General features: G+C 49.3%; 28 protein-coding genes. 22 read left to right on the forward strand and 6 right to left on the reverse strand.

Going from position 1 to position 25,404, the window contains the following annotated elements:
• Window positions 1-3 precede the first annotated feature (3 nt).
• Together DYA43_RS14680 and rsmD are read right to left on the reverse strand one after the other, a co-directional pair.
• On the reverse strand, window positions 4-270 hold the full coding sequence (locus DYA43_RS14680; RefSeq protein WP_020331953.1) for a DUF1145 domain-containing protein: 267 nt from the start codon (window positions 268-270) through the stop codon (window positions 4-6).
• Entirely contained in the window at window positions 267-866 is a 600-nt protein-coding gene (gene rsmD, locus DYA43_RS14685; protein ID WP_020331954.1) for a 16S rRNA (guanine(966)-N(2))-methyltransferase RsmD, read from the reverse strand. The genes DYA43_RS14680 and rsmD overlap by 4 nt, the downstream gene beginning before the upstream one ends.
• Before the next feature lie 283 nt (window positions 867-1,149).
• Here rsmD and ftsY point away from each other — a divergent pair, with 283 nt between their 5' ends.
• The 6 genes from ftsY (at window position 1,150) to glpG (ending at window position 6,587) form a co-directional block, all read left to right on the forward strand.
• Window positions 1,150-2,295: a signal recognition particle-docking protein FtsY gene (ftsY, locus tag DYA43_RS14690; RefSeq protein WP_061057098.1), complete on the forward strand. Its 1,146-nt coding sequence runs from the start codon at window positions 1,150-1,152 to the stop codon at window positions 2,293-2,295.
• A 67-nt stretch (window positions 2,296-2,362) separates the two neighbouring features.
• Entirely contained in the window at window positions 2,363-3,037 is a 675-nt protein-coding gene (ftsE, locus tag DYA43_RS14695; RefSeq protein WP_020331957.1) for a cell division ATP-binding protein FtsE, read from the forward strand.
• Window positions 3,027-3,995, forward strand: coding sequence for a permease-like cell division protein FtsX (gene ftsX, locus DYA43_RS14700; RefSeq protein ID WP_061057099.1), 969 nt, complete (start codon window positions 3,027-3,029; stop codon window positions 3,993-3,995). Before ftsE ends, ftsX begins: the two co-directional genes overlap by 11 nt.
• A gap of 167 nt (window positions 3,996-4,162) precedes the next feature.
• The gene (gene rpoH, locus DYA43_RS14705) at window positions 4,163-5,020 is read left to right on the forward strand and encodes an RNA polymerase sigma factor RpoH (RefSeq protein WP_020331959.1); all 858 of its coding nucleotides are present in this window, start codon (window positions 4,163-4,165) and stop codon (window positions 5,018-5,020) included.
• Between the two features lie 397 nt (window positions 5,021-5,417).
• Entirely contained in the window at window positions 5,418-5,738 is a 321-nt protein-coding gene (glpE, locus tag DYA43_RS14710) for a thiosulfate sulfurtransferase GlpE (RefSeq protein WP_020331961.1), read from the forward strand.
• A 3-nt stretch (window positions 5,739-5,741) separates the two neighbouring features.
• Window positions 5,742-6,587 (forward strand): rhomboid family intramembrane serine protease GlpG, encoded by an 846-nt coding sequence (gene glpG, locus DYA43_RS14715; protein ID WP_020331962.1) that lies wholly within the window; start codon window positions 5,742-5,744, stop codon window positions 6,585-6,587.
• Between the two features lie 54 nt (window positions 6,588-6,641).
• Here glpG and DYA43_RS14720 read toward each other — a convergent pair whose 3' ends face one another.
• Complete coding sequence (locus DYA43_RS14720; protein WP_020331963.1) at window positions 6,642-7,049, reverse strand: flagellar basal body-associated protein FliL; 408 nt, start codon at window positions 7,047-7,049, stop codon at window positions 6,642-6,644.
• A 166-nt stretch (window positions 7,050-7,215) separates the two neighbouring features.
• Between DYA43_RS14720 and DYA43_RS14725 the strand changes: the two genes are divergently transcribed.
• Window positions 7,216-7,755: a chorismate lyase gene (locus DYA43_RS14725; protein WP_024373758.1), complete on the forward strand. Its 540-nt coding sequence runs from the start codon at window positions 7,216-7,218 to the stop codon at window positions 7,753-7,755.
• The gene (ubiA, locus tag DYA43_RS14730; RefSeq protein WP_061057100.1) at window positions 7,756-8,610 is read left to right on the forward strand and encodes a 4-hydroxybenzoate octaprenyltransferase; all 855 of its coding nucleotides are present in this window, start codon (window positions 7,756-7,758) and stop codon (window positions 8,608-8,610) included. It abuts the gene before it with no gap.
• Between the two features lie 57 nt (window positions 8,611-8,667).
• On the opposite strand, the gene plsB is transcribed toward ubiA, so the two are convergent.
• Entirely contained in the window at window positions 8,668-11,091 is a 2,424-nt protein-coding gene (gene plsB / locus DYA43_RS14735; protein ID WP_020331966.1) for a glycerol-3-phosphate 1-O-acyltransferase PlsB, read from the reverse strand.
• A gap of 203 nt (window positions 11,092-11,294) precedes the next feature.
• Here plsB and DYA43_RS14740 point away from each other — a divergent pair, with 203 nt between their 5' ends.
• The 4 genes from DYA43_RS14740 (at window position 11,295) to dinF (ending at window position 14,687) form a co-directional block, all read left to right on the forward strand.
• Window positions 11,295-11,657 carry a diacylglycerol kinase gene (locus DYA43_RS14740; RefSeq protein WP_024373760.1) on the forward strand — a complete coding sequence of 121 codons (363 nt, stop codon included), beginning with the start codon at window positions 11,295-11,297 and terminating at the stop codon, window positions 11,655-11,657.
• A gap of 89 nt (window positions 11,658-11,746) precedes the next feature.
• Window positions 11,747-12,373, forward strand: coding sequence for a transcriptional repressor LexA (lexA, locus tag DYA43_RS14745; RefSeq protein ID WP_047459704.1), 627 nt, complete (start codon window positions 11,747-11,749; stop codon window positions 12,371-12,373).
• 86 nt (window positions 12,374-12,459) lie between these two features.
• A complete protein-coding gene (locus DYA43_RS14750; protein WP_061057101.1) occupies window positions 12,460-13,272 on the forward strand; it encodes a class I SAM-dependent methyltransferase in 813 nt (270 codons plus the stop codon).
• A gap of 110 nt (window positions 13,273-13,382) precedes the next feature.
• Complete coding sequence (gene dinF, locus DYA43_RS14755) at window positions 13,383-14,687, forward strand: MATE family efflux transporter DinF (RefSeq protein ID WP_051141215.1); 1,305 nt, start codon at window positions 13,383-13,385, stop codon at window positions 14,685-14,687.
• A 57-nt stretch (window positions 14,688-14,744) separates the two neighbouring features.
• Here dinF and sthA read toward each other — a convergent pair whose 3' ends face one another.
• Complete coding sequence (sthA, locus tag DYA43_RS14760) at window positions 14,745-16,145, reverse strand: Si-specific NAD(P)(+) transhydrogenase (protein WP_020331973.1); 1,401 nt, start codon at window positions 16,143-16,145, stop codon at window positions 14,745-14,747.
• A 289-nt stretch (window positions 16,146-16,434) separates the two neighbouring features.
• On the opposite strand from sthA, the gene fabR reads away from it, so the two are divergent.
• The 3 genes from fabR (at window position 16,435) to DYA43_RS14775 (ending at window position 18,986) form a co-directional block, all read left to right on the forward strand.
• Window positions 16,435-17,076 carry an HTH-type transcriptional repressor FabR gene (fabR, locus tag DYA43_RS14765; protein WP_020331974.1) on the forward strand — a complete coding sequence of 214 codons (642 nt, stop codon included), beginning with the start codon at window positions 16,435-16,437 and terminating at the stop codon, window positions 17,074-17,076.
• Window positions 17,076-17,447: a YijD family membrane protein gene (locus tag DYA43_RS14770; RefSeq protein ID WP_020331975.1), complete on the forward strand. Its 372-nt coding sequence runs from the start codon at window positions 17,076-17,078 to the stop codon at window positions 17,445-17,447. The genes fabR and DYA43_RS14770 overlap by 1 nt, the downstream gene beginning before the upstream one ends.
• Before the next feature lie 279 nt (window positions 17,448-17,726).
• On the forward strand, window positions 17,727-18,986 hold the full coding sequence (locus DYA43_RS14775) for a tyrosine-type recombinase/integrase (protein WP_000166747.1): 1,260 nt from the start codon (window positions 17,727-17,729) through the stop codon (window positions 18,984-18,986).
• Window positions 18,987-19,059: 73 nt separating this feature from the next.
• Here the strand turns inward: DYA43_RS14775 and DYA43_RS14780 are convergent, their stop codons facing one another.
• Window positions 19,060-19,959 carry a hypothetical protein gene (locus tag DYA43_RS14780; RefSeq protein ID WP_061057102.1) on the reverse strand — a complete coding sequence of 300 codons (900 nt, stop codon included), beginning with the start codon at window positions 19,957-19,959 and terminating at the stop codon, window positions 19,060-19,062.
• A gap of 464 nt (window positions 19,960-20,423) precedes the next feature.
• On the opposite strand from DYA43_RS14780, the gene DYA43_RS14785 reads away from it, so the two are divergent.
• From DYA43_RS14785 to DYA43_RS14815, 7 genes are all read left to right on the forward strand, one after another.
• Window positions 20,424-21,059 (forward strand): inovirus Gp2 family protein, encoded by a 636-nt coding sequence (locus tag DYA43_RS14785; RefSeq protein ID WP_061057103.1) that lies wholly within the window; start codon window positions 20,424-20,426, stop codon window positions 21,057-21,059.
• Between the two features lie 64 nt (window positions 21,060-21,123).
• A complete protein-coding gene (locus tag DYA43_RS14790; protein WP_061057104.1) occupies window positions 21,124-21,798 on the forward strand; it encodes an inovirus Gp2 family protein in 675 nt (224 codons plus the stop codon).
• A gap of 54 nt (window positions 21,799-21,852) precedes the next feature.
• Window positions 21,853-22,449 carry a YagK/YfjJ domain-containing protein gene (locus DYA43_RS14795; protein WP_061057105.1) on the forward strand — a complete coding sequence of 199 codons (597 nt, stop codon included), beginning with the start codon at window positions 21,853-21,855 and terminating at the stop codon, window positions 22,447-22,449.
• 64 nt (window positions 22,450-22,513) lie between these two features.
• On the forward strand, window positions 22,514-22,714 hold the full coding sequence (locus DYA43_RS14800; RefSeq protein ID WP_001211743.1) for an AlpA family transcriptional regulator: 201 nt from the start codon (window positions 22,514-22,516) through the stop codon (window positions 22,712-22,714).
• 82 nt (window positions 22,715-22,796) lie between these two features.
• Window positions 22,797-23,243: a ribonuclease HI gene (locus tag DYA43_RS14805; RefSeq protein WP_061057106.1), complete on the forward strand. Its 447-nt coding sequence runs from the start codon at window positions 22,797-22,799 to the stop codon at window positions 23,241-23,243.
• Window positions 23,244-23,618: 375 nt separating this feature from the next.
• Window positions 23,619-24,422, forward strand: coding sequence for an undecaprenyl-diphosphate phosphatase (locus DYA43_RS14810; protein WP_061057107.1), 804 nt, complete (start codon window positions 23,619-23,621; stop codon window positions 24,420-24,422).
• 12 nt (window positions 24,423-24,434) lie between these two features.
• Window positions 24,435-25,403: a calcium/sodium antiporter gene (locus DYA43_RS14815; RefSeq protein ID WP_061057108.1), complete on the forward strand. Its 969-nt coding sequence runs from the start codon at window positions 24,435-24,437 to the stop codon at window positions 25,401-25,403.
• Window position 25,404: the final 1 nt, after the last annotated feature.

The raw sequence follows: 25,404 nt of genomic DNA on the forward strand, positions 1-25,404 counted from the left end.
TTTTTACATCATGTGTTTGCGGCGAATATCGAGCAGCGCAAAGATACCAAAAATCAGAATGGACCATTTTTCCCAGCCATTCATTTTGACTTTGTCGCCAAACGCGCCAACGAAGATCAGCATCTGCAAACCGTGCATGAAGAACAGGAACGCGGTCATGATGTACAAGGCGATCGCCGCTTTGCCCGGAAATGGCATAACGATGTTGATCAGCAGTACCAGCCAGACAAACGCGATGGCGGCTTTGGCCAATGTCAGCAGAATTTTCATTCGGATGTCCTTTCAAACAGTCGGTAACACACCTGACCCGCGAGCTTCTCGCGATACAGTTGCCAGCTTTCCGGCAACTCAGTCAGGGGCAGTTCTTTTTCGCTCTCAATATAAATCATTGCGTTAGCGGCTAGCCACCCGTTTTGCTCGAGTAACTGCACCGTTTCTTGTAACAAACCTTGACGGAAGGGCGGGTCGATAAAGACCACATCGTACGCTTGGCCGGGTTGCTTGAGGTAGGCGAGCGTATCGGTGTTGACTGCTTCAATGTTGCTGGCTTTGAGCGCCGCGATGTTGGTTTTGAGCTGTGCAAAGGCCTGCGGATTCATCTCCAGCATGGTCACTTTATCAGCCTGGCGAGAGGCTGACTCAAAGCCTAAACCGCCGGAGCCGGCAAACAAGTCAAGACACCTGGCGTGCGGAATATCCTGAGCGAGCCAGTTGAACAGCGTTTCTTTGACGCGATCGGTGGTCGGGCGCAGGCCTTCGGCATCGTGCACCGGTAGTTTACGTCCGCGCCACAGGCCGCTGATGATGCGAACCTGACCGCTTGGCGCGCGTTTTTGTGATGGGTTTTGCTGACGACGTCTTAGCATAGATTTTTTGACCGCTAATTAAGTGTTACTATAGCCAGTCTGTGCGCCTTTTCGCCGGGCGAACAGAAGTTTGGCATTCAAAATTATGGCAAAGTGTATCAAGCAAGCGTAAAAGTTTTCACTGCTTTGTCATTATTCTTTGTGCAAAAGCGATAATTCTTTAAGAAAAGAAGACACACCCAAGTCACTTTGATGCGGCCCATAGCCAAACCTTCGCTGGCTCAACAGCGCAAGGCACAGTTGACTTAGGTATGTGAGTTAATTAAATCCAGGATATCCCCAGATGACGGAAAAGAAGAAGCGTGGCTTACTGTCATGGCTTGGCTTTGGTGATGAAGAACAGAGCCAGAAACCAACAACCGAAACAGAACAAGACGAACAACAGAACCCGGTTGAAGAGCCTGTCGCGGAACCAGAAACTGAATTAGCAGAAGCAGAAGTTGAGATTGAAGAAGACATTCCGGTCGCCGCTCAGCCAGAACGTATTCAAGAGCAGGAAAAGCCAACCGAAAGCTTTTTTGCGCGCCTGAAACGCAGCCTGAGTCGCACCAAAGCCAACATTGGCGCCGGTTTCTTTGGCCTGTTTAAAGGCAAGAAAATCGACGACGACCTGTTTGAAGAGCTGGAAGAACAACTGTTGGTGGCCGATGTCGGTATGGACACCACGCTGAAGATCATCGAAAGCCTGACGGAGAAATCGTCACGCCAGCAACTGCGTGACGGCGAAGCCTTGTATGGTCTGCTCAAAGAAGAGATGGCGGAGATTCTGTCCAAAGTTGAGCAGCCATTGGTGGTCGATAGTAGCAAAACACCATTCGTAATTCTGATGGTCGGCGTGAACGGTGTGGGTAAAACCACCACCATCGGTAAGTTGGCCAAACAGTTCCAAGCGCAGGGTAAGAAAGTGATGCTGGCGGCAGGTGATACCTTCCGCGCCGCAGCCGTAGAACAGCTGCAAATCTGGGGCGAGCGCAACAATGTACCGGTGATTGCGCAGCACACTGGCGCCGACAGCGCCTCAGTCATTTACGATGCGATTGAAGCGGCGAAAGCGCGTGGCGTTGACGTGGTGATTGCTGATACCGCCGGTCGTTTGCAGAATAAAGCGAACCTGATGGAAGAGCTGCGCAAAATCGTGCGCGTGATGAAGAAGATTGACGACTCAGCACCGCACGAGATCATGCTGACGCTTGATGCCGGTACCGGCCAGAATGCCATCAGTCAGGCGAAACTGTTCAGCGATGTTGCGCCGCTGACCGGGATCACGCTGACCAAACTCGATGGTACCGCCAAAGGCGGGGTGATCTTCGCGATTGCCGATCAGTTCCAGATTCCAATTCGTTACATCGGTGTCGGTGAAGGCATTGACGATCTGCGTCCATTTGCAACGCAGGAATTTATCGACGCGCTGTTTAGCCGCGACGAGTAATTGAATCTGCCACACAGCCAGAAGCAATGCTTCTGGCTTTGGTTTACGGTCAACAGGGGAAGGATGCGTGATCAAGTTCCAACAAGTCAGTAAAGCCTACCGCGGCGGACGCCAAGCACTGCAAAAAGTCGACTTTCATTTGCGCCGTGGCGAAATGGCCTTTTTAGGCGGCCACTCGGGAGCGGGGAAAAGTACGCTGCTGAAACTCATTTGTGCGATTGAGCGCCCGACTGATGGCAAGATCAGTTTCAATGGTCACGACATTACGCGAATTCCTGCTAAAGACATTCCTTTTCTGCGTCGCAACATCGGTATCGTATTTCAGGATCACCGCTTGTTGATGGACCGCACTGTGTTTGAAAACGTGGCGCTGCCAATGCGCATCGAATCGATTTCTGAAAACGACATCAAACGCCGTGTATCGGCGGCGCTGGATAAAACCGGCCTACTAGACAAAGCGCGTTGTCTGCCGACTCAATTGTCCGGTGGTGAACAACAACGTGTTGGTATTGCCCGAGCAGTCGTTAACCGCCCGACCTTGCTACTGGCTGACGAACCGACTGGTAACCTGGATCCGGAATTGTCGAATCGAATTCTGCGTCTGTTTGAAGAGTTTAACCGTGCTGGCGTGACGATTTTGCTCGCCACCCACGACATCAATCTGGTCAACTCGCGTCCGCAGTACCGCCATCTGGAACTGAATCAGGGATTTTTGAGTGAGGTAGAAGACTATGGCCATTAAGCCGAAAGCCAAGAAACCCGCCAAAATTCGGGAAAACAAACGTGGCCAGACCGACGGCTTTTTTACTGTGCATGTTAAGCAGGCCAAAGCGTCATTTGCCGCGTTGTGGCAGCGCCCGCTGGGTAACCTGCTGACACTGGCGGTGATTTCGATGGCGTTGTCGCTGCCAGCTTGTCTGTATCTGCTGAGCAAAAACATTGCGTCGGTGGCGGATAATGTCGCCAGTCCGTCACAAATCAGCGTGTATATAAAAGAGGGCACGCCAGAGCCGCGTATCATGGTGCTTAAGGATCAAATCGAAAGTCGCAGTGATGTGGCGGTGGTCGACTACATTTCACCGCAGCAGGGGCTGGATGATTTAAGTCAGTACGCCGGATTCGATCAAGCGATCAGCCTACTGGATGAATATGCGCTGCCGGGTGTATTGGTCATCACGCCGGGAGTGGACAACAAAGAGCAGATTAAAGCCATCGCGCGTGCAATTCATGGTGAAGACGATGTCACCGACGTACGTCTTGACGAAGACTGGCTGGCAAGGCTGGACGCGATTCGTAATCTGGCCAGCATTGTTGTGGTCAGCCTGTCGATATTGATGCTGGCGTCGGTATTCCTGATTGTCGGCAACACACTGCGTTTTAACGTTCAGGCCAATAAAGAAGAGATTCAGACCATGAAGCTGATTGGCGCCACCGATGGTTACATTCTGCGTCCGTATCTGTATTCCGGCATGTGGTTTGGGTTATTGGGAGCATTATCGGCCTGGCTGCTGACCGCGCTGATCACCATTTTGCTGAATGGTGCTGTGGAAGATTTGGCGAAGTTGTACGACAGCCGTTTTCGTTTAATTGGCCTTGGCTGGGACGAATCTCTGTTGCTGTTGATGTTGGGCACTTTCCTTGGCTGCATTGCTGCACGGGTGTCGGCACGCCGTCATCTAAAAGAAATTGAACCGGTGTAAGGTTGGCGTGTCATAAATGGCAGTGTGCAAAAATCAGAGCTACTGACTGACTTGTCACCACCAACAGTTTGTGCATAATGACCAATCGAGTCTTGAAACCTGTTCATTTTGGGTTCAAGATTGATGGGTTAAAACTTACTCCAGATCAGAGATTGATGAGGATTTGAATGACTAACCAAGCGTATCCAATGGCTCTCGTTTCACAGGACAGCTTAGACAGCTACATCCGTTCAGTGAACAGCTACCCAATGCTGACCGCTGAAGAAGAGCGTGAAATGGCAGAGCGATTACATTACTCAGGTGATATTGAAGCCGCGAAAGGGTTGATCCTGTCGCATCTTCGATTTGTTGTTCATGTTGCTCGTGGTTATTCCGGCTACGGTTTGCCAATGGCGGATTTGGTGCAGGAAGGGAATATCGGTCTGATGAAAGCGGTCAAACGCTTCAACCCGGATGTGGGTGTTCGACTGGTGTCGTTTGCCGTGCACTGGATTAAAGCCGAAATTCACGAGTACGTGCTGCGTAACTGGCGCATCGTGAAAATCGCCACTACTAAGGCGCAACGTAAGTTGTTCTTCAACCTGCGTAAATCGAAAAAGCGTCTGGGTTGGTTCAATAACGGTGAAGTTGAAACCGTGGCACGCGAGCTGGGCGTTGAACCGTCCGAAGTGCGAGAAATGGAATCGCGTCTGGCGGCACAAGATGCCACGTTCGAAATGTCGAACGATGATGATGATAACCCGAATGCGTACACCGCGCCGATGTTGTATCTGGAAGACAAACATTCCGATCTGGCTGAAAACGTCGAAGCACAGAACTGGGAAGCGCATACTAACCAGCGTCTGGCGTTGGCTCTGTCGAGTTTAGACGAGCGCAGTCAACACATCGTGCGTTCACGCTGGCTGGATGACCAGAAAGCGACGCTGCAAGAGTTAGCGGAAATGTACAACGTCTCTGCAGAGCGTATTCGTCAGCTAGAAAAGAATGCGATGAAGAAATTGAAGGATGCGGTTGGCGAATTCTAAGCGGCCAACAGCTTCTAGCAAATTGCTGAAAACCGAGATCTCCGGATCTCGGTTTTTTTATGTCTGATCGAAATGCGCGATCAGAAGTAGGAAACTTTCTGTGGATAACTCTGTGACAAAATTATTTCCTGACTGTCATCAAGCTGGGCAAATCAAGGCTTGAACGCTGTTTTCTATTTGGGGATATGTTTCTCTTTACACACAACTAAATAAGGATCATCACAAGATGTTGTGGATCGAATAGATTCAAACCACTTTATCAACGCAATCCACAGAATTATCCACAAATGATGAGAATTTGATCGCTGGTGGATAACCTTACTCCGCTCGTGTACTTGTTCAGCTTTGGATAGGTTACAATGTGTGCCGTAAAATAACGCTCAAATGAGAACTCAACATGGAACAATTTCAGCATATCGATGTTGCGGGTGCGCAAGCGCTCATCGAACAACACGAAGCCAAGCTTGTCGACATTCGTGATCCGCAGTCGTTTGCTGTGGCGCACGCCAAAACGGCTTACCACCTGACTAATGACTCGATCGTTTCTTTCATGGATCAAGTCGAGTTTGATCAACCGGTATTGGTAATGTGCTATCACGGCATCAGCAGTCAGGGCGCGGCGCAATACTTGGTTAACCAGGGCTTTGAACAGGTGTATAGTGTCGATGGTGGTTTTGAAGCCTGGCATCGTGCCAACCTGCCTGTCGAAGCGAGCTGATTTATGATTAGACTGATTGCCCTCAATAACCCGCGCGTGGCGCAAGCCTTCATCGACTATATGGCCTCTCGCCATATTGAGATTCAGATGATGCCGGAAGGGGGGAATCAGTTTGCGTTGTGGCTGGTGGACGATCAGCATCAGGTGGAAGCCGAGGCTGAGCTGAATCTGTTTCTGCAAAACCCGCGTGATGCGAAATATCAGGCCGCCTCCTGGACGATGGCCGAATCCCGCCAATCCAAATTCTATTATCGGTCACCGAGCATGATGGCCATGATCCGGGCGAAAGCCGGCCCGCTGACGCTGTCGGTGATGGCTGTCTGCGCCGTCATATTCGCACTGGCGTTTTTGGGCATGGGTAATCAGATTTTTGATGCGCTGCATTTTCCGGCGCATGCGGGTCAGCAATGGCAGCTGTGGCGCTGGTTCAGCCACGCGTTGCTGCATTTCTCGGTGATCCACATTGCGTTTAACCTGTTATGGTGGTGGCAATTAGGCGGCGATATTGAAAAGCGACTTGGTAGCGGTAAGTTGCTGCAAGTGTTTCTGATCTCAGCCGCACTGTCGGGCGCTGGCCAGTATTGGGTGGAAGGAGCCAACTTTGGTGGCCTGTCTGGTGTGGTGTATGCGCTGGTTGGCTATTTATGGATGCTCGGGTTGCGCGCGCCGCATCTTGGCCTCGGCATGCCCAAACCCTTGGTCGGTTTTATGTTGGTGTGGCTGGTGCTCGGTTATGTGCAGCCATTTATGGCGATCGCTAATACCGCTCATCTGGCGGGACTGATTACGGGTGTGGTACTGGGGCTGCATGATGCCGGACGTTTTCAGTCCAAGGCGACGCAGCAATAAGATAAAAAAAGCGGCTGATGGGCCGCTTTTTCATTGATGACGTTGTGCTTGCTGTTACTGGTAAATGTATTTGGTAAACAGTAAGTCTGCGATGAGCGGACGGCCGGTTTCCGGCAGCAGAATATTGTTGAGCTGCTCAACCAGCGTTTTACGTAAGTCTTCGCGCCCGGCAAGAGACTTAATGGTGTCTTCGGTCTGTTTACCGAGCAGTTCCACCACGGCATCGCGGATCAGCGGTTGGTGACGTTCAACCAGTGGCAGATCGACACTGTTGGCGACCATAATATCGATGCGCACCTGAATGTAGCCGAGCTTTTTGCCTTTGGTATAAAAGTTGGTGGTCAGATCGGGTTCGAGTGTGAAGTAGGCGAGCTTGGGCGCATCTTCTTCGCTGGCGCCGGCAACGAATGGGATCAGCAGGCTGACAGCGAGCATTGTTTGGACTAGGTAACGTTTAAGCATATTTCTGTCTGTTCTTTCTTCGGTTCACGATACTCGAAACGCCCGAGTCTTGTTACAATAGCGCATCTAATTGTAAACAAAATGCTTGATAGGGTTCGAAAGGTCAGGGAAACCTCCCTGTTTGGGCCTTATTGTATGACGATTAAGCGTCATATTGAATACTAGTATGAATCAAACAACTTCGCTTTATCTGACTGCTTTGCGCCAGGTCACGTGGCAGCAGCCGGAAAACTTCCAATATCCTGATGAGAATGCCAGAACCTGGCTGCTTGAGCAGGGGTCATTGTCGCATTTGATGGCGCAGCATTGCGACCATTTCAGCGTGAACCTGTTACACAATCAGTTAACGGGACATGGTTCATTGCAGGCGGATGAAATGACGCTGCTGGCGCAAGAAGATTGCCTGCTGCGCCAGGTTTTGCTGCTTGGCGACGAGGTGCCTTGGGTGTTGGGGAGCACGCTGATTCCGCGTTCCTCCTTGCAGGATCAACCCCACGATTTCACTCAACAGGGTGAGATTCCGCTTGGCTTAACGGTGTTCAGCTCCGACAATGCCAAGCGTGACGCGTTGCAGGTCGGCTGGGCGCAAACGTCACACGGCCCGCTGCTGGCGCGCCGCTCCCGCTTGTGGATGAATCACAAACCTATGCTGGTGGCAGAACTGTTTCTGCCCGACTCACCAATTTACTCTAAGGAGAGAGTGTAAATGATCGCTGCAAAAGCCCGCGCGTACTGGCAGTTAACGCGCATGGATCGTCCGATTGGCTCACTATTGCTGTTGTGGCCGACGATTTGGGCTCTGATTTTAGCTGCGCGCGGCATGCCGGATTTGAAGGTACTGGCCGTGTTTGTGATTGGTGTGTTTGCCATGCGCTCGGCGGGGTGTGTGATCAACGATTTCGCTGACCGCAAAGTCGATGGACATGTCAAACGAACGGCGCAGCGTCCGTTACCTGCGGGTAAAGTCACGGCGCGTGAAGCGTTTACGCTGTTTCTGGTGTTGTCGTTGCTGTCTTTTCTGCTAGTTCTGACCATGAATCCGCTGACGATCAAACTGTCGTTTGCTGGCCTGGTACTGGCATTCATCTATCCGTTTATGAAGCGCTATACTCATCTGCCGCAATTCTTTCTGGGATTGGCATTCAGCTGGTCGATTCCGATGGCGTGGGCTGCTCAGGCGGGAGAGTTGCCGCTGGTCGCATGGTATCTGTTTGTCATAAACGTGCTGTGGACGGTGGCGTATGACACTCAATATGCGATGGTGGACCGAGATGATGACCTGCTGATTGGCGTGAAATCCACGGCGATTTTGTTCGGCCGCTTTGACAAGTTGATCATCGGGGTGCTGCAATTACTGACCGTCGCCATGTTGATTGCGTTGGGTTACAGCTACCAATTGGGCGCCAGCTACTACTGGGGATTGCTGGCGGCCAGTGGCCTGTTTGTGTATCAGCAGCATTTGATTCGCCATCGCGAACGTATGCCGTGTTTTCAGGCTTTCCTCAACAACAACTACGTCGGTATGGCGGTTGCTGTGGGCCTGTTTATCTCTTTCCTGTAAACCTCGCACAAGAAAAAAGGCATCCCTCGGGATGCCTTTTGTGTTTCTGACGCTGAGTTATTCAACCTGACAGATACTTTCCTGAATGGTCAGACGCACTTCCGGATAGAGCATGGTATAGAGCATGCGCGAGAAGTGTTTGGTCTGTTCCAGATGGCAGTTACCGTCGCTGTCGAGGTAGCCTTGCTGTTTTAGCGTGACGAACAGCGCGGAGAACACGCCCTTATCGAAAAATTCCGGCGCGTTGATGCCATGCAGGCGACCCAGACGCTGCGCAATTTCCTGGCTCTTGTTTTCCAGGTCCGATTTGCCCAGGTCCGGATTGGCAACCAGCAAGTTAAGCGCAATCGCGTAACGTTGCAGCGTTTCCGAAATCGTGCGGCCCAGCAGCATCAACACCTGAGTTTTGGACTGGTTGATGGTGGCAACGCCATTGTCCAACGTCACCAGTTCCTGACGTTGCAGCTCGGCCAGATAGTGCATCACCACATCATCCAGCTGCGACTCGTCGTAGCTGAGGAACAACTCCTGTTTGAGGAACGGGTACACCTTTGCGACGCACGTCTGAATCTGCTCAACTGGCATCTGCTGCTGGCGGATCAGCATCTGCGCAATCAGTGATGGCAGCGCCAGTAAATGAATGATGTTGTTGCGGTAGTAAGTCATCAGAATCGACTGATTGCGATCGAGCGAAATGATGTCGCCCATGGTGTCGGTTTCTACCACAAATTTATCCAGCGACTCCGCGTGTTGCACCAGGCTTTCGGCATTATCTTGCGGCACGGTGAATGTACTGGAGTAAGGCACGTTGCGCAGCAGTTGCAGGTAACAGTCGATCTGCTTGACCAGATTGTCACGTGCCAGTGCGCGCTGACGGGACGCCAGTAGCGCTGTGGCACACAGCGTCATTGCGTTAGCCGCGGCCGCATCGTTAATGTGCGTCATCATCTTAGTCGCGAGCTTGTTTACCACCGGTGTCATCCATTGTGGTTTGCTGGCGCCCATCGGATCGATATCCTGAGTCCACTCTGGCACTTGCTCATTCAGGAACTGATTGAGTGGAATCGGCTCACCAAAGTTGACATAACCCTGGCCGAAGTTGCGCAGTTTGCGAATGGTGCGCAGCACCAGGCTGGCATTCTCTTTCTCTTTACGTTTGCCGCGCAGCTCTTTGGCGTAAGTGCCCACTTCCATCACGTGCTCATAGCCGATGTACACTGGGACCAGCGTGACCGGGCGGTTGAGCCCGCGCAGCATAGCCTGAATGGTCATCGCCAGCATGCCGGTTTTGGCCTGCAGCAGACGACCCGTACGTGAACGGCCACCTTCGCTGAAATATTCAACCGCATAGCCTTTGGCAAACAGCTCGGCCAGATATTCACGGAAAATCGTCGAGTACAGTTTGTTGCCTTTAAAGCTGCGGCGGATAAAGAACGCGCCGCCACGACGGAAAATCGGACCCGCCGGGAAGAAGTTGAGGTTAATCCCCGCAGCAATGTGCGGCGGTACCATGCCTTCGTGATACAACACGTACGACAGCAGCAGGTAGTCCATGTGACTGCGGTGACACGGCACATACACAATCTCGTGACCATCTTGCGCCAGGCGACGCACGGTCGCGGCGTTATTGATGTTCAGGCCCTGATAAATACGGTTCCACAACCAGCCCAGAATGCGATCGCCTTTTTTCACCAGTGAGTAGGAGAAGTCGGCCGCAATCTCATCAAGCATGTCGTGCGCTTCTTTACGCGCTTTTTCCAGCGAAATGTTTTTTGATGCCGCTTCATCCGCGATGGCTTTCTCAATCGCCGGAGAGTTCATCAAACGCTGGAACAGCTGATAGCGTTGCGGCAGGTTAGGGCCTGACGCTGCCAGCTTCTGACGCGAGAAGTGAATCCGCGCTACGCGTGCCAGTTTGTGGGCAATTGATGCATCGGTGCCGTGTGAGTCGGCCATGTAGCGCAGCGAGACCACCGGGCTGAAACGCACCAGGCAATCACGTCCGGCAGTAAACACCGCTTTGGCTTTTTGTGGGCCATTGAGTGCCTGCAGATAAGGACGTTCGCGGCCTTCTTTGCCCGGTTTGCGTCCCCACAGCACAGTGGCAGGAATGACCTGCACATCCAGCTCTGAATCGGTTTGATGCAGGCTCAACAGCTCGCTGAACGTTGCGATGGAGTCGGTTGGAACATAGTTATCATCCTGCAGCAACGTTGGGCGCGAAGAGATAAACACGTAACGCTTGAGTGTCTGGCCGTTGATGGTCAGCGGCTCAAGTGGATCGGGCAGACCAGCCTGCAGTGCGTGTGTTTGCAGCGTCAGCAGATCGACATTGGAGCGAAACGGTAGTGCGTAGACAATCGGCTTGTTAATATCGATGTCGAGATCATCTATCGGATTGGATGGAATGGCGGTTCCCTTTACCAACACAGACAGTGGTAACTTTAACAAGGAACGCGAAAATGAGTGTCCGGAAGACATAAGAGTTCAAGGCCTCAAGAATACATACAAAAACTGAAGCGCATGTCTATTTTCATAAGAAACAGAGAGCATGAAAATTGAGATACACTTCAATCGGTGTCTTTTTTTGAGCAGCAAGCATAACAGAAACTGGTCGAACCTTTTAATTTTATTGATTACCAAAACGTCATTTCTGCGTGAAATGTCTGGAACGGGAAATACACGTGCATCAGAAAAATCCTCAAGGAATCAAACGCGTCATCAAGGCTACGCGCTACTCATATCAAGGGCTCTGTGCGGCGTTTAAAAACGAAGCTGCTTTTCGTGAAGAAGTCATCCTCGCCTGCGTACTTGTTCCGCTGGCGGTGTGGCTCGACGTCTCTCAACTGGAACGCATGCTGATGATTGGCAGCGTATTGTTGGTGATGGTGGTGGAACTGCTTAACAGCGCAGTGGAAGCGGTGGTGGATCGCATCGGCCCGGAACATCACGAACTGGCCGGACGTGCCAAAGATATGGGCTCAGCGGCGGTCTTTATCGCGATGGTCATCAGTGGCTACATCTGGGTGGAAGCGCTGTTTATCTAACCCGTTGATATAAAAAACGAGCAATTGGTTTGCATTTCACCAAATACTGGATATACTCACAGGCAACTGTATAAAAAGACAGGTGACTTATGAAGCCGTTGACGCCACGCCAACAAGAAGTGTTCGATCTTATCAGAAGCAAGATCGATGAAACCGGAATGCCACCCACTCGTGCTGAAATTGCGCGTGAACTGGGTTTCCGTTCTGCCAATGCGGCGGAAGAGCATTTGAAAGCTCTGGCACGTAAACAAGTGATTGAAATCGTACCGGGCGCCTCTCGCGGTATCCGTATTCTGGTGGACGCGGCGAACGACAGTGCTGATGACGTTGGCCTGCCTTTGATTGGCCGTGTGGCTGCAGGTGAACCGATTCTCGCTCAGGAACATGTCGAAGCGCATTATCAGGTCGACCCGGCGATGTTCCGTCCACAAGCAGACTTTCTGCTGCGAGTGCACGGTGAGAGTATGAAAAATATCGGCATCATGGATGGCGATCTGCTGGCGGTACACAAAACGCAGGATGTACACAACGGTCAGGTTGTGGTTGCCCGCGTTGAAGACGATGTCACCGTAAAACGCCTGGAGCGTAAAGGCGCGAAAGTGCTGCTGCATGCGGAAAACGAAGAGTTTGCTCCGATCGAAGTCGACCTGAGTTGTCAGGAGTTGACCATCGAAGGCATCGCGGTTGGCATCATTCGTAATACCGACTGGATGTAAAATACTCTTGAGAGCCATTCTCAATAACTTGTCAATCTAATTGATATTCATTATCATCTTCTTTGTGCGATGTAAGGAAGATGATAATGCGCTCAACTCGTTCCCCCTCAGCAAGACGTTATCCGATACCTGCGAATTTGATGCAGCCGTTGTGGTTGCGTAGTCGCGAAAGCTTGGTTGATAACGGTTTGGTTTATGACCCGATTGCGGCGACCGCTTGTCAGCGTTGTCTTCTAGCGCCGGAATGCCTGTCTGGCGATATCGATCAAAAACAACTTCTGCACGTCACTCTGACCCAACTGTGTGATCAGCAGGTCCGCAGCTTCCTTGAAGCGCACCCGGACGGCTGGATTATCAATGTGGGCGCGGGGCTGGATACGCGTTTTTATCGCGTCGACAACGGCCGCTGTCACTGGTTGGAATTGGATATTACGGAAAACCTGTTGTGGCGTCAGAAGCTGTTTCACAGCAGTGAGCGTTACCAGCACTGCTGTGGTAGCGTGACCGATTTATCCTGGCTCGACAGCTTACCTGTTCCGGAGTACGCACCTATCCTGATTGTCTGCGAGCATGCACTGCTTGATGGTGACCGTGCGCAGGTGTCCCGTTTTATTCGTGCGTTAGGGTTAAACTTCGTCAATGCCAGTGCGTGTTTGGTGTTGGCGGGCGATCGCACAGCATCACGTCTGGGGCAGAAAATGGGATCGGGTCAGTATCAGCATGGTTTTACTCATGCGGGTGAAGCTGTGTTGGATTGTCTACCGTGGGCACGCTCAGTCAGCACTCACTCACCTCTGGATCGCCATTGCGGCCGCTGGAAATTCTGGCAGCGCGTGCTCAGTAAAATCGGTGCGCTCAAACATCGCTATACGCCCGTGGTGGTTTACGCCCGCTGGTAATCACGCCGCGCAAAACATAGCCGTTGCAGCTCATCTTCGATACACTTTGCTCTCAATGACTTGAGGGCGAAGCAGTGCAATTTCTTTTCCAGACTCTTTCCAACAAAGCCATGCATCGGCAGGTGCTGTGGCTGGCCATTCCGATGGTGCTGTCGAACATCACCATACCGTTGTTGGGACTGGTCGATGCCGCAGTGATTGGTCACCTTGAACACGCTTGGTACCTGGGCGGGGTGGCGCTGGGTAGTACCGTCATCAGTGTGACGTTCTGGTTGCTGGGCTTTCTGCGCATGTCGACGACTGGACTGACTGCGCAGGCGTTTGGTGCCGATAACAGCGCCGGGCTGGCGCGCGTGTGGCTGCAAGGCATGCTGATGGCGCTTGGGTTTGCGGCGGTGTTTTTGCTGCTCCATCGCTTCATCGCCGATGGGGTGTTCGGTTTCAGTTCGGCCAGTGCCGAGGTGAAACTTTACGCGCAGCAATATTTTGTGATTCGTGCCTGGAGCGCGCCTGCTTCGCTGGTTAACTTTGTGCTGCTCGGCTGGCTGCTGGGGACACAAAACTCACGTGCGCCGATGTGGATGGTGATCATCACGAACGTGGTCAACATTGTTCTCGATTTGCTGTTTGTGCTTGGCCTCGGCTGGAAAGTGCAGGGTGTGGCGTTAGCCTCGGTGATCGCCGATTATTCGGGCATGGGGTTTGGTCTGTGGTGTGTGTGGCGTTATTGGCTGCAACATCAGTTGCCATCGCCGCTGGCCCTGCTGCGTGAATCCACTCAGGGGCTGAGTCGCTTTGTGCGTCTCAATCGCGATATCTTTCTGCGGTCACTGTGCCTGCAGGCGGCATTTAGTTTTATGACGTTTCAGGGCGCGGCGTTTGGTGATCAAACGGTGGCGGCCAATGCCGTGCTGATGAGTTTCCTGATGATGATTTCCTACGGCATGGACGGTTTCGCCTACGCGATGGAAGCCATGGTGGGCAAGGCGATTGGCGCGAAAAGTGAAACTCAGCTCAAAGCCGCGATGATTGGCAGTGCGTTCTGGAGTGTGGTCATCTGCTTGCTGTTAACGTTGGCGTTTGGCTGGTATGGATCGGCGCTGATCCGGCTGATCACTGATATCAGCGCGGTGCAGCAAACGGCGCAGGTTTATCTACCTTGGCTGGTGGCGATGCCGCTGACTTCTATGTGGTGCTTTTTGTTGGATGGCATTTTCATTGGCGCGACCAAGGGGCGCGAAATGCGTAACAGTATGTTCGTTGCTGCTTGCACCTTCTTTGTGGTGTTCTACGGCTTTGCTTTCTGGGGTAACCATGCCCTGTGGCTGGCGATGCTGAGCTTTATGGCAATGCGCGGTTTAAGTTTGGGTATTGTGTTGCTTCGTCAGTGGCGGCTGGGGACTTTTCTCGCCTGATCACAGCCAATAAAAAACGCAGCTCAAGGCTGCGTTTTTTATTGCTTGGCGTCGGGGTCAGAACAGGCGGTTAAGACCATTCAACGCTGCCACGCGGTACGCTTCAGCCATCGTCGGGTAGTTGAAGGTCGTGTTTACGAAGTACTCGATGGTATTGGCCGAACCTTTCTGTTCCATGATCGCCTGACCGATGTGAATGATTTCTGCCGCGCGTTCACCAAAACAGTGAATGCCGAGAATCTCTTTGGTGTCGCGATGGAACAGGATTTTCAGGCTGCCGACGTCTTTTCCGGAGATCTGCGCGCGCGCCAGATGTTTGAACGACGAGCGGCCCACTTCGTACGGCACTTTCGCCGCAGTCAGTTCCTGCTCGGTACGACCAACCGAGCTGATCTCCGGAATGGTGTAAATGCCGGTTGGAATATCGGCAATCAGTTGATTGGTCGCGTTGCCTTTGGCGATCGCTTGCGCGGTAAAACGGCCCTGATCGTACGCCGCGCTGGCAAGGCTTGGGTAACCAATCACATCACCGACCGCGTAAATGTGGTCAACCTCGGTCTGGTAGTTCGTGTTGACGGTGAGCTGACCGCGTGAATCCGGTGACAGGCCAACCACTTCCAGATTGAGTTTATCGGTGTTACCGGTTCGGCCGTTGGCATACAGCAGGCAGTCGGCTTTCATCTTCTTGCCGGATTTCAGGTGCACAATGACGCCATCTTCCGTGCCTTCAATTTTCTCGTAGGTTTCGTCGTTACGGATGATCACGCCGTTGTTCCAGAAATGGTACGACAGCGCGTCGGAGATTTCGTTGTCCAGAAACGCCAGCAAGCGGTCACGGGTATTGATCAGATCGGTCTTCACGCCCAGGCCACGGAAAATCGACGCGTACTCACAGCCAATCACGCCTGCTCCGTAAATGATGATGTGGCGCGGGTCGTGTTTCAGATTAAGAATCGAGTCGCTGTCGTACACGCGAGCGTGGTTGAAGTCGACATCATTCGGACGGTAAGGGCGAGAGCCGGTGGCAATCACAAACTTATCAGCGGTGTAGAGATCGACCGTGTTGTCGCTTTTGGTTACCGCCACGGTGTTGGCATCCACAAACTGTGCGGTGCCGAAAATCAGCGAGCACTGGTTGCGGTCATAAAACCCCTGACGCAGGCGAGTTTGTTTGTCGATGACGGTTTTGGCGTGGCCGAGAATGGTTGAGAAGGTGGCATGCAGACTGGTGTTGTTCTTACAAAACAGCGGATTGCTGTTGAACTCGATGATACGGCTGACCGCATGGCGCAGTGCCTTAGACGGAATGGTACCCCAGTGAGTACAACCGCCACCGACGCTGCTCTCTTTCTCGATAATGGCGACATTCAATCCCGCTTTGCTGAGCCCCATCGCGGCACCTTCTCCGCCTGGTCCGCTGCCGATTACGATGACGTCAAAGTGGTTGTTCTGTGCCATAAGGATTTCCTTGTTATTTTCGCTTAACATTGCTGTAGCGAGATTTTAACTGATTCCGCGATGCGGTAAATCGTGTTCCCATCAGAGAGTGCAGGGGATCACGTCATCGCAAGAAATATTAGGTGTTTCACTCTAGTGCTGGCCGGGTGGCTGCACGCGAGTAACAGGGAACCACACGGCAGGATAAATTGTCTGCTGGCTCAAACGGACGCATTTTGTCTCTTAGACAAGTTTCACATTCGCGTTATAGTATGGGCCACTATTGGAACAGGCAGAGAACTTACGCAGTATGAAATCTACGGGTATTCGTGCACAACAAAAAGAGAAAACGCGTCGTTCACTGATTGATGCCGCCTTCAGCCAATTAAGTGCTGATCGCAGTTTTTCTAATTTAAGCTTGCGGGAAGTGGCCCGTGAAGCGGGGATTGCCCCGACATCGTTCTATCGCCATTTCAAAGATATGGATGAGTTGGGTTTAACCATGGTGGATGAAGGTGGCTTGCTGCTGCGTCAATTGATGCGTCAGGCGCGCCAGCGCATCGTCAAAGAGGGCAGCGTGATTCGTACCTCGATCGAAACCTTCATGGAATTTATTGAGAGCAGCCCGAACGTGTTTCGTTTGCTGCTGCGTGAGCGCTCCGGTACTTCGTTTGAGTTTCGTACTGCAGTGGCGCGCGAGATTCAGCACTTCTCGGCTGAACTGACCGAATATCTGGTGAATACGGGTATGAACCGCGAAGAAGCAATAACGCAGGCGGAAGCCTCGGTTACACTGGTATTCAGCTCGGGAGCAGAAGCTCTGGATTTAGACAGACGTTCTCGCGAGGAACTGGCTGAACGTCTGATATTACAATTGCGAATGATTGCCAAAGGGGCTTTCTGGTATCGCAAAGAACGTGAACGTAATCGACTGAAAGGCGGGATAGATTAATGTCGAAGGAAAGCAATAAAACCAATCACGGTTCAGAACGTAAAACGCTGGTACTGGCATTGATTGCTGGTATGTGTGGCGACGCATTGTTGTCGTGGATGACGATGAGCGAAGTCTCTTTTTCTATTTTCCCTCTGATTGCGCTGGTGCTCTCGGTGCAGGCGCTGTATCAGGAATACCTGCGTCATCCGGTGTCAGAGGATATTCCTCTGGTCGGCTTAGCGTGTTTCTTTGTTGGCGCGTTTGGCCACAATGCGTTTGTGAAAGCGCAGTATCCGGATTCCGGCTCCAACTTCTTTGCGATTGTGGTCGCATTGCTGCTGCTGGTGTGGATTGGCCGCAAGCTGGGTTATCTCGGCCGCGCCGCCTGAGAGGCAAACGAATGAAAAAAAACGAGCCAATCGGCTCGTTTTTTTATGGTTAAGCTTTACGTTCCAGCAGCACACCTGCTTCCATGTGGTGGGTAAATAGAAACTTTTGTCCATCAAAGTCTACAGAGTTATATATTTTAATTGTAAGGTAATGATTTGTAGTATTTTTTATGATCTTATTGTCCGTTGGAGTCCAAAGCCTTACAATAGAAACTCGGTGTTTCCCGTACCCCACGCCGTACCCAGAGCCGTACCCAGAAATGCAGAGGTTTTCCAACGATGACGAAACGAATCAGTACCAATGCAACGTTGCAAGCATTGAAGCCACAGGATAAGGAATACTCGATCCCCGATAAGAAGGTCGAAGGATTGAACATTCGAGTTCGTCCAACAGGCACAATGACTTGGATCTTTCGTTTTCAAGTAGGGAAGAAACACGAAAAAATCTCTATGGGTCGATACATTAAGATCAAACCAGAGCGCGGGATGACATTGGATCAGGCGCGAAAGGAAGCTGGCCGTTATCGAAGTTGGTTGGAGAATGGTAAGAACCCAAAGGTTGAACTAGATATAGAGAAACGAGCGCAAGATGAAGCGAAAACCTTTGATGATGCGTTTATTAGCTTTGATGAGAAACGGCTATCAAAACAGCTACGGGGTGACCAGTCGAGGACCATTTACAATCGAGATATCAAGCCAGTTCTCGGTAACATCAAATTGGCAGATTTAAGCATATATGACCTTAATAGGGTCTTTGATGCTAAGGTTGATAAAGACGGTAAGCGTATGGCGGGGGCCATTGGAGTTTGCCATAAAATCATCAACCAAGTGATTAACCATGCCCTAGCGCTAAATATGCTCGATACTCATCCTGCACCCCAACTGAAAGCAAAAGACGTTGGTGGCGGCTCTAAAGTCACAAAACGTAATTTAAGCTTTTCAGAGTTAAAGATTCTGTTAACGAGTATGCCGTCATGGCGTACAGATCCCTCGAACATCCGTTTAATGCAGTTCTTACTTGGTTGTGGACAGCGTATTAGTGCCGTACTGGAAATGCGTTGGAGTGAGTTAGATTTTGATGAGGGAATTTGGCTATTACCAGCCAGCTCAGAAGAGCGGCACACTAAAAGCCAAGACGCACGTAAAGTGCCTTTAAGTGGCTACTTGCTTGCACTTCTAAACGAGCAGCGTGACAGTGTGCCAAGTAAGTGGAAGTTGGTATGGCCCCAACTAATGGTCGATAGAGTGCAAGAACCTGCGGCTGTACGGGCATTGATCAAACGTAATCTACCTAGCGACTTTGAGCGCTTTTCACCTCATGACTTGCGTCGTACCTTTATCAGTCGTTGTAGTGAAATGGGGTTAGATATCGTAGCGATTGAAAAGACAGTCGGCCACCAGCTGCCAGGTATGCTCAGAGTCTATAACCATCATGATTATATCGATGAGCAGTTGAAGGTTCTGGAGGCATGGGGTAACAAGTTGCAATCGCTAATGGAAGCGAACGTCCACCCGTTACCCTCTGCTAAGATGGCCTAATTTAGTCTTTTCTTTACGGTCAGATTAACCGCTCTTTATGGAGCGGTGTCTGTTCGAATTGTGTATAGCTTGGTTAAGATTTAGCTGATGCGCGTCCGGTCTTTTCTCGATACTGCTTTTGCTTCCATGCTTTCATCATTGTGTACATAACTTCATTAGAAAGTAAGTTGAATGTACGTAGTGGTGATAACTCTAATTCTCGTGGAAGAGGCTTTTCTCTTCTTACTGCCCCATTTCTACATGTAAATAATGTATCTAATAACGCGATATTCGTATTGTAATACTGTGCTGTCGATATTGGCGGTGTTAGATGAGGTAAAAACTCAAGCTTTGATTTTATGTAGTTGTAAATCCATATGTTTTGCTTCTTATTCTTCGGATCTATCCATGAATAGTCGGGGCGTAGCTCGTTAGCTATGTATAACCATTTCTCCTTTAGAAGCGACATCAACCTATCTTTAGCTAACGTATTAGCTTGCCATTGGTCAAAGAACTCATAGATAAGCTCATGAGCTTCAATTCGGCTTAATGGTAACTGATTTAAGCCTGATTTTTTATACGGATTTGTCTCTTCATTATGTAAATTGTTTTTACAGTATAGCGTTCCAAAGTCGTAGTCAAATCCTCGCTTATGGACATCTAAGTCATCTGAGATAGTTGAGACAAATCTTAGTAACGACCAAGCAAAGTAAACAATTCTATCCTCTTTTTTATCTATCCAAGCGAATGAACGATCAGCTAGTAATGACTTTAAAGCCTGTTTGTTCATATCTTCAATCTTAGGCTCTAGGTCATTACGTTGATTATCTAGTGCCAACTTAATTTTACGCTGTAACTCTTCTTTATCTTGGCTTTGAAATGTGAAGCGTATGTCTGCATGGGCGGAAATATAAGCAGCATAAAATCTTAAGTATCGGATGTTGTTTGCTCTAAACAATCCCTTATCAGCAAGTTCTTTTTCTGTTTTATTCATGATGATTTATCGATGTCTATTTGATGACTTACTGTATCAAAATTGTAGTTTTAATGAAGTTATTTAAATGATTTAATGTCAATTTTAATGAGTTTAATATGTGGTTTTTCTGATGGTTTTTTGTAGTAAAAAAGTTCCTAAATTATACTTTGATTATGAACGGCGTTAGTTCTAAATCTAGTAATTACAGGGCCTGTCGCTTTGTTTTAGACATTTTTGCAATGGTTTTTTCATGATAATGTTCGAGTGACGTAAAGGGAAATATTTCTTTTTTCAGTTGGTTAACTGTTTTTGAAGAAGAGGAAAGAGTAAATGAGCTAATGTAAGCGTGTTATTTGTGACACTGTGTTCACAACACCGTGATGTATCGTTGTTGGTATAGGTAATATACATAACTACCAACTATTAAAATTTACGTTACTCCCTGTGTGTATGAGAGACACACGAATAGGGATAACAACACCATGAATCACCAGTACACATCTGAAGACAAGTTCAACAACTACGACCTACCTCAACCAACGAAACGAAAGAAACGATTCTTCTATCGTAAGTTTCACCTCTACAAGATTTCTCAATTGATAGAGAAAGCATTGAAGTATCACCCTAGGCTATCCGTCTTTCGGATAGACCTACACTTACCCGAAGATTTCGATGATGCAGATTCGAAAGTCATCACTCGATTCTTCAAATCCCTGAATGCCAAATTGGACGTAGATATAAAACGTAAAGAGAAAAGCTGGGGAAGGGGGTTAAAGAACAAGACCAGTTACATCTGGGCAAAAGAGAAGAATACCTCTGAGCAGTACCACTACCATGTTGCACTCTTCCTGAACAAAGATATCTATTATCAACTCGGGGATGTAGGAGCGTCAGACGGCTCTCTAGCCGACCTAATTAAGCAAGCGTGGTGCAGTGCTATCAAACAGGAGAAAGCAGCACTAGTTCATTTCTGCAAGAATGGTGTGTATCGCTTAAACCTGAAAGCATCGGATATTGAACAATCGAAGAATGAGCTATTCAAAAGGGTGTGTTATTTCGCTAAACCTAATTCAAAGGTATACGGAGGGACTATGAGAAACTTCGCTACTAGCTCTTAATCCCCTTAAAAATTACGTTGGAAACAGTTCCTGTGGGAATCACAACAAACCACAGGAACCAATCATGACTCATCAACTCAACGTGGCTCATCAAAGAGCCCACATTATCACTCATGACAGAACCTTCAATGGGAAACCACTCTACTACTTTGAGAATGGTCTCGTCCTCGAATACCTAGAGGAGATAGACCGAGTGCTGAAAGAAGCACTAAACCAATATCCAAGAATCTATGCTGTTCACATCAACCTAAACCTACCGAGTGACTTTGAGGGAGATTACCTAACGGTGTTTGCCCATTTCTTTCGTATTTTAGAATCGGAGACTAACGAGCTCTGTAAGGACAAATACACGGGTAGAACTTATCGATACCAGCAAACGGTCATTCGCTATATCTGGGCTAAGGCGAGCGAATCCACTAGCCAGCATCATCATCTTATCTTGCTCTTTGATAGGGATCTGTTTCAAAACTTCGGTACTGGTCGAGAGGGTTGGAGTCGTTTTCTCTACAAAAAAGTGAGGAAGACATGGGATAGGGTGGTTGAAGCTTATTACAGCCAACCATGCTCTGGATTAGCCTACTCTCCTACGAATGAAGGTTTTGAGCTGTTGTCTGACGCTGAAGTGTTCCCGTTACAGTTAAACGAGTTCTTTTATCGAATCAGTCGTCTAGCGAAGCCCATTGCCAACCGGAACGATCACCGCAATAAGAGCTTTGGTTGCAGTCACGACTCACCTTAAAAAAATACAACGCGAGTAATGCCTATGTCATTCACACACAAAAAGGCATTACTCATGGCGAATAGAAACTACCTCCCAAGCATAACCCTTGATAGAACTTTTGAAGATTACCCGTTGTATTACAGCGACAAGGGGTTATACGAATCAGCACTGACCTCGATGGTCGATGTCTTTGAGCTGGCACTCAGTCAGTTTGAAGCCGTTCTCGCTACACGTTTGGACTTATACCTGCCTAAAGATCATCAAGACACTGATCTCAGTACCCTTAAGGACTACTTTAAAATCCTGAAAGAGAAGCTGAACACCGATTCGTTGCATTACGTGTGGCGTAAGCGAGCGGATAGCCCTTCGCACCATTATCAAGTGATGTTGTTTACTGATTATAAGCAGAATTTTGGTGATGCTATTTGTTGGGACAAGCGTAATGAAATTGTGGGGCATCTGAAAACAGCTTGGGGAGATGCGATTAAAAAGCACTACAAAGGCAATGAGCGCTCAATGGTTCAACTGAACGACCGAGGGAACTATAGCCTGGGTACACGCTGTAAAAGCAAAGACACTGACATAAAGAACTGCGTCTATAAACGGATGAGCAGTCTTGCTGAAGCTTGGAGCGAGACGCGTTATTTCTTTGGCTCTAGCTTGGAGTAGGCCGACTGCATTTTTTTACAGTTGCGGCTTATCACATGGGTATATACAAGAGGAGACAATTCCCATGAGATTTCTACGACTAAAAGAAGTGATGTCACTTACAGGGCTAGGCCGTTCAACTATCTACAAGTTCATGGCAGATGAAACCGACTTTCCTAAGAGTGTGCCACTCGGTGGACGAGCGGTAGCTTGGGTAGAAAGTGAAATCGAGGAATGGATGGAGTCGCGCCTGAGCATGCGAGACAACGCAGAATCCTTTCAGTAACACAAACATCAAATCACATCATCAACGGGGCGCTGGCTAAGCAAAGTCATGCGCCCTTTTTGCAATTAGAGAGAGATAAAAAATGAGCTATTCAATTTACGTAGACGGCGCTGCACCAAACAACCAACACGGTTGCAAACGAGGTGGCATAGGGCTGGTGGTCTTCAATGAGAACGATGATATCGTCCATGAAGAGAGCATTACCATTGACCGAGAGACAGATTGTGCAGAGCTGGAGTTACTGGCACTTATCGAAGGGCTGGAATATGCCGAAGATGGTGATGTTATCTACTCAGACAGTGAGTACTGCGTAAAAGGTTTCAACCTTTGGCTTGATGGATGGAAGAAGAAAGGCTGGCGCAAAGCCGATAAGAAATCAATTAAGAATCGACGCCTGTGGCAGACAGTCGATGAGCTACGCTCAGACAAGTATGTCGAAGTCGAAAAAGTTAGAGCGCATTCTGGTGTCAGAGGGAATGAGATTGCGGACTCTCTAGCAGTTGATGCAGCTAGAAGCGATACAGATTGATGTGACAATGCGGCTTGTGGGGGTGATGCCTGCAAGCCGCTATTACCTGTTATTTGCGTTTTTCTAGATAACATATAACTGAATGCAGATAGGTTGCGAAATTAGGCTACGTGTCTTGAGTCATCTCGGATTTATCGCTGATATATTCAATGTTTGATATTGGCCGTATTTATTCGTTACAATTCAGCTCGTTTAAGGGAGTAGCCTTCCACTACTGATTAGTAGTGGAGTGAATATCAACAGTCTCCAAGCCTCACGCTTGTGGTATTCACGTTCGACATGTTCTGGCAAGACTTAAGCTAAATCGCGATACGGGTAGGATCGCGATTTAGCTTTTGTTTTTTGCCTGCCCGAAATGACAAAAGGAAACCTGCTGTGGATGCATGGTACGCTTTGTTTTTAGGGATTGTGCAAGGAATCACCGAGTTTCTCCCCATTTCTAGCTCTGCTCATTTGATCTTAATGCCTACCATCCTTGGTGTAGTCGATCAGGGAGTTAGCTTCGATCTCGCCACTCATATCGGTACGCTGCTCGCCGTGCTCGTCTACTTTCGACGAGATATTGCGCTATTGATCACTGAATGGGGTAAATCGATCACTCAGCGTCAATATTCCTCCGCCAACAGTCGCTTAGCCTGGGCGATTTTGTGGGGAACCTTTCCTACGGCATTAGCTGGGTTATTTCTTCTTGACTTAATCGATGACCAGCTTCGCTCTGTTATGGTTATTCTGTTTACAACCGTTGCTTATGGCGTGATGCTGGGTTTAGCCGATATCTTTGGTCGAAAAGTTAGAGAGTTAGAATCTCTCGGTTGGAGAGATGTACTGATTGTCGGGTGTGCGCAAGCATTAGCCTTAATCCCTGGCACCTCTCGTTCAGGCGTAACCATCACCGCAGCATTGATACTAGGATTTAATCGACAAGCAGCCTCTCGCCTGTCCTTTTTGCTTGCCATACCGATTACTGCTCTCGCGGCAGCAGCCAAAATCGCTGAAGTAGCGATGGATAGTTCGGTAACCGTAGATTGGCTGGCACTTTTAATTGGTAGCGTTACCTCTTTTCTCACCGCAATACTGGCGATCCACTACTTCCTCAAATTCCTGAATCAATTTGGGATGATGCCTTATGTCATCTACCGATTAATTTTGGCCGTTATTCTATACTTTTACGTTATTTAATAGGGATTAAACATGCTATTAGCGACACTCGCGATTATCGCTGGCTTTGCACTGCTTGTCTGGAGTGCAGATAAATTTGTTGAAGGCGCAGCCGCTAGTGCCAACTATGCGGGAATGCCACCTTTATTGATTGGTATGCTGGTCGTCGGATTCGGTACATCGGCACCCGAAATGGTGGTTTCGGCTATGGCGGCTATGGATGGCAATCCTGCTCTGGCGCTTGGAAATGCCGTCGGTTCGAATATTGTCAACATTACCTTAATACTCGGTGTGACCGCGATCATTGCACCGATTGCTGTGCATTCAAGCATCATCCGTAAAGAACTTCCCATTCTTTTACTCGTCACACTTGTCATTGGCGCAATGTTGTGGAATCACCATATCAGCACGTTAGAAGCCTGGGCGTTGATTGGTGGATTCATGCTTTTGATTGGTTGGTCAATCTGGAGCGCATTACGCTCAAAGGGAGACCATTTAGAACAAGAGATGGACGAAGAACTGTCTAGCCAAAGTATGTCGCTGAAGTCTTCCATTTTCTGGCTGATTACAGGGTTAGTGTTACTGATTATCAGCTCGCGTATTTTGGTGTGGGGAGCGGTGGAAATCGCACAACAACTCGGTGTCAGCGATTTATTGATTGGTCTAACTATTGTGGCCTTAGGAACGTCCTTACCCGAATTAGCAGCATCCATCGTGGCAGCGCGTAAAGGCGAGCATGATATAGCTGTGGGTAATGTGGTCGGCTCAAATATGTTTAACTCCTTAGCCGTCATCGGTATTGCTGGCACCATTGAACCTATTGCTAATATTGGTGCTGAAGTCTTCTGGCGTGACTGGACATCGATGCTTTTTGTCACGGGATTACTGCTGTTGACCGCCGCTCGTTTTGGCAAATCACAGACGATTTCTCGCAGTGAAGGCGCTGTTCTGTTGTTGTGTTATTTGGGGTACAACGGTTATCTCATCTATGGAGCGCTGTAAT

The sequence above is a fragment of the Vibrio fluvialis genome (genome assembly GCF_900460245.1).
Lineage (GTDB): Bacteria > Pseudomonadota > Gammaproteobacteria > Enterobacterales > Vibrionaceae > Vibrio > Vibrio fluvialis.

Coding starts and splice junctions, on each gene's coding strand:
- ftsY (WP_061057098.1), top strand. CDS start 1,150: ATGACGGAAAAGAAGAAGCGTGGCTTACTGTCATGGCTTGGCTTTGGT.
- DYA43_RS14785 (WP_061057103.1), top strand. CDS start 20,424: ATGAATCACCAGTACACATCTGAAGACAAGTTCAACAACTACGACCTA.
- DYA43_RS14750 (WP_061057101.1), top strand. CDS start 12,460: ATGCGCTCAACTCGTTCCCCCTCAGCAAGACGTTATCCGATACCTGCG.
- ubiA (WP_061057100.1), top strand. CDS start 7,756: ATGATCGCTGCAAAAGCCCGCGCGTACTGGCAGTTAACGCGCATGGAT.
- glpE (WP_020331961.1), top strand. CDS start 5,418: ATGGAACAATTTCAGCATATCGATGTTGCGGGTGCGCAAGCGCTCATC.
- DYA43_RS14720 (WP_020331963.1), bottom strand. CDS start 7,049: ATGCTTAAACGTTACCTAGTCCAAACAATGCTCGCTGTCAGCCTGCTG.
- plsB (WP_020331966.1), bottom strand. CDS start 11,091: ATGTCTTCCGGACACTCATTTTCGCGTTCCTTGTTAAAGTTACCACTG.
- rsmD (WP_020331954.1), bottom strand. CDS start 866: ATGCTAAGACGTCGTCAGCAAAACCCATCACAAAAACGCGCGCCAAGC.
- sthA (WP_020331973.1), bottom strand. CDS start 16,145: ATGGCACAGAACAACCACTTTGACGTCATCGTAATCGGCAGCGGACCA.
- DYA43_RS14815 (WP_061057108.1), top strand. CDS start 24,435: ATGCTATTAGCGACACTCGCGATTATCGCTGGCTTTGCACTGCTTGTC.
- DYA43_RS14795 (WP_061057105.1), top strand. CDS start 21,853: ATGGCGAATAGAAACTACCTCCCAAGCATAACCCTTGATAGAACTTTT.
- DYA43_RS14775 (WP_000166747.1), top strand. CDS start 17,727: ATGACGAAACGAATCAGTACCAATGCAACGTTGCAAGCATTGAAGCCA.
- DYA43_RS14805 (WP_061057106.1), top strand. CDS start 22,797: ATGAGCTATTCAATTTACGTAGACGGCGCTGCACCAAACAACCAACAC.
- dinF (WP_051141215.1), top strand. CDS start 13,383: ATGCATCGGCAGGTGCTGTGGCTGGCCATTCCGATGGTGCTGTCGAAC.
- DYA43_RS14790 (WP_061057104.1), top strand. CDS start 21,124: ATGACTCATCAACTCAACGTGGCTCATCAAAGAGCCCACATTATCACT.
- DYA43_RS14780 (WP_061057102.1), bottom strand. CDS start 19,959: ATGAATAAAACAGAAAAAGAACTTGCTGATAAGGGATTGTTTAGAGCA.
- DYA43_RS14770 (WP_020331975.1), top strand. CDS start 17,076: ATGTCGAAGGAAAGCAATAAAACCAATCACGGTTCAGAACGTAAAACG.
- rpoH (WP_020331959.1), top strand. CDS start 4,163: ATGACTAACCAAGCGTATCCAATGGCTCTCGTTTCACAGGACAGCTTA.
- ftsX (WP_061057099.1), top strand. CDS start 3,027: ATGGCCATTAAGCCGAAAGCCAAGAAACCCGCCAAAATTCGGGAAAAC.
- lexA (WP_047459704.1), top strand. CDS start 11,747: ATGAAGCCGTTGACGCCACGCCAACAAGAAGTGTTCGATCTTATCAGA.
- fabR (WP_020331974.1), top strand. CDS start 16,435: ATGAAATCTACGGGTATTCGTGCACAACAAAAAGAGAAAACGCGTCGT.
- DYA43_RS14680 (WP_020331953.1), bottom strand. CDS start 270: ATGAAAATTCTGCTGACATTGGCCAAAGCCGCCATCGCGTTTGTCTGG.
- DYA43_RS14725 (WP_024373758.1), top strand. CDS start 7,216: ATGAATCAAACAACTTCGCTTTATCTGACTGCTTTGCGCCAGGTCACG.
- DYA43_RS14800 (WP_001211743.1), top strand. CDS start 22,514: ATGAGATTTCTACGACTAAAAGAAGTGATGTCACTTACAGGGCTAGGC.
- glpG (WP_020331962.1), top strand. CDS start 5,742: ATGATTAGACTGATTGCCCTCAATAACCCGCGCGTGGCGCAAGCCTTC.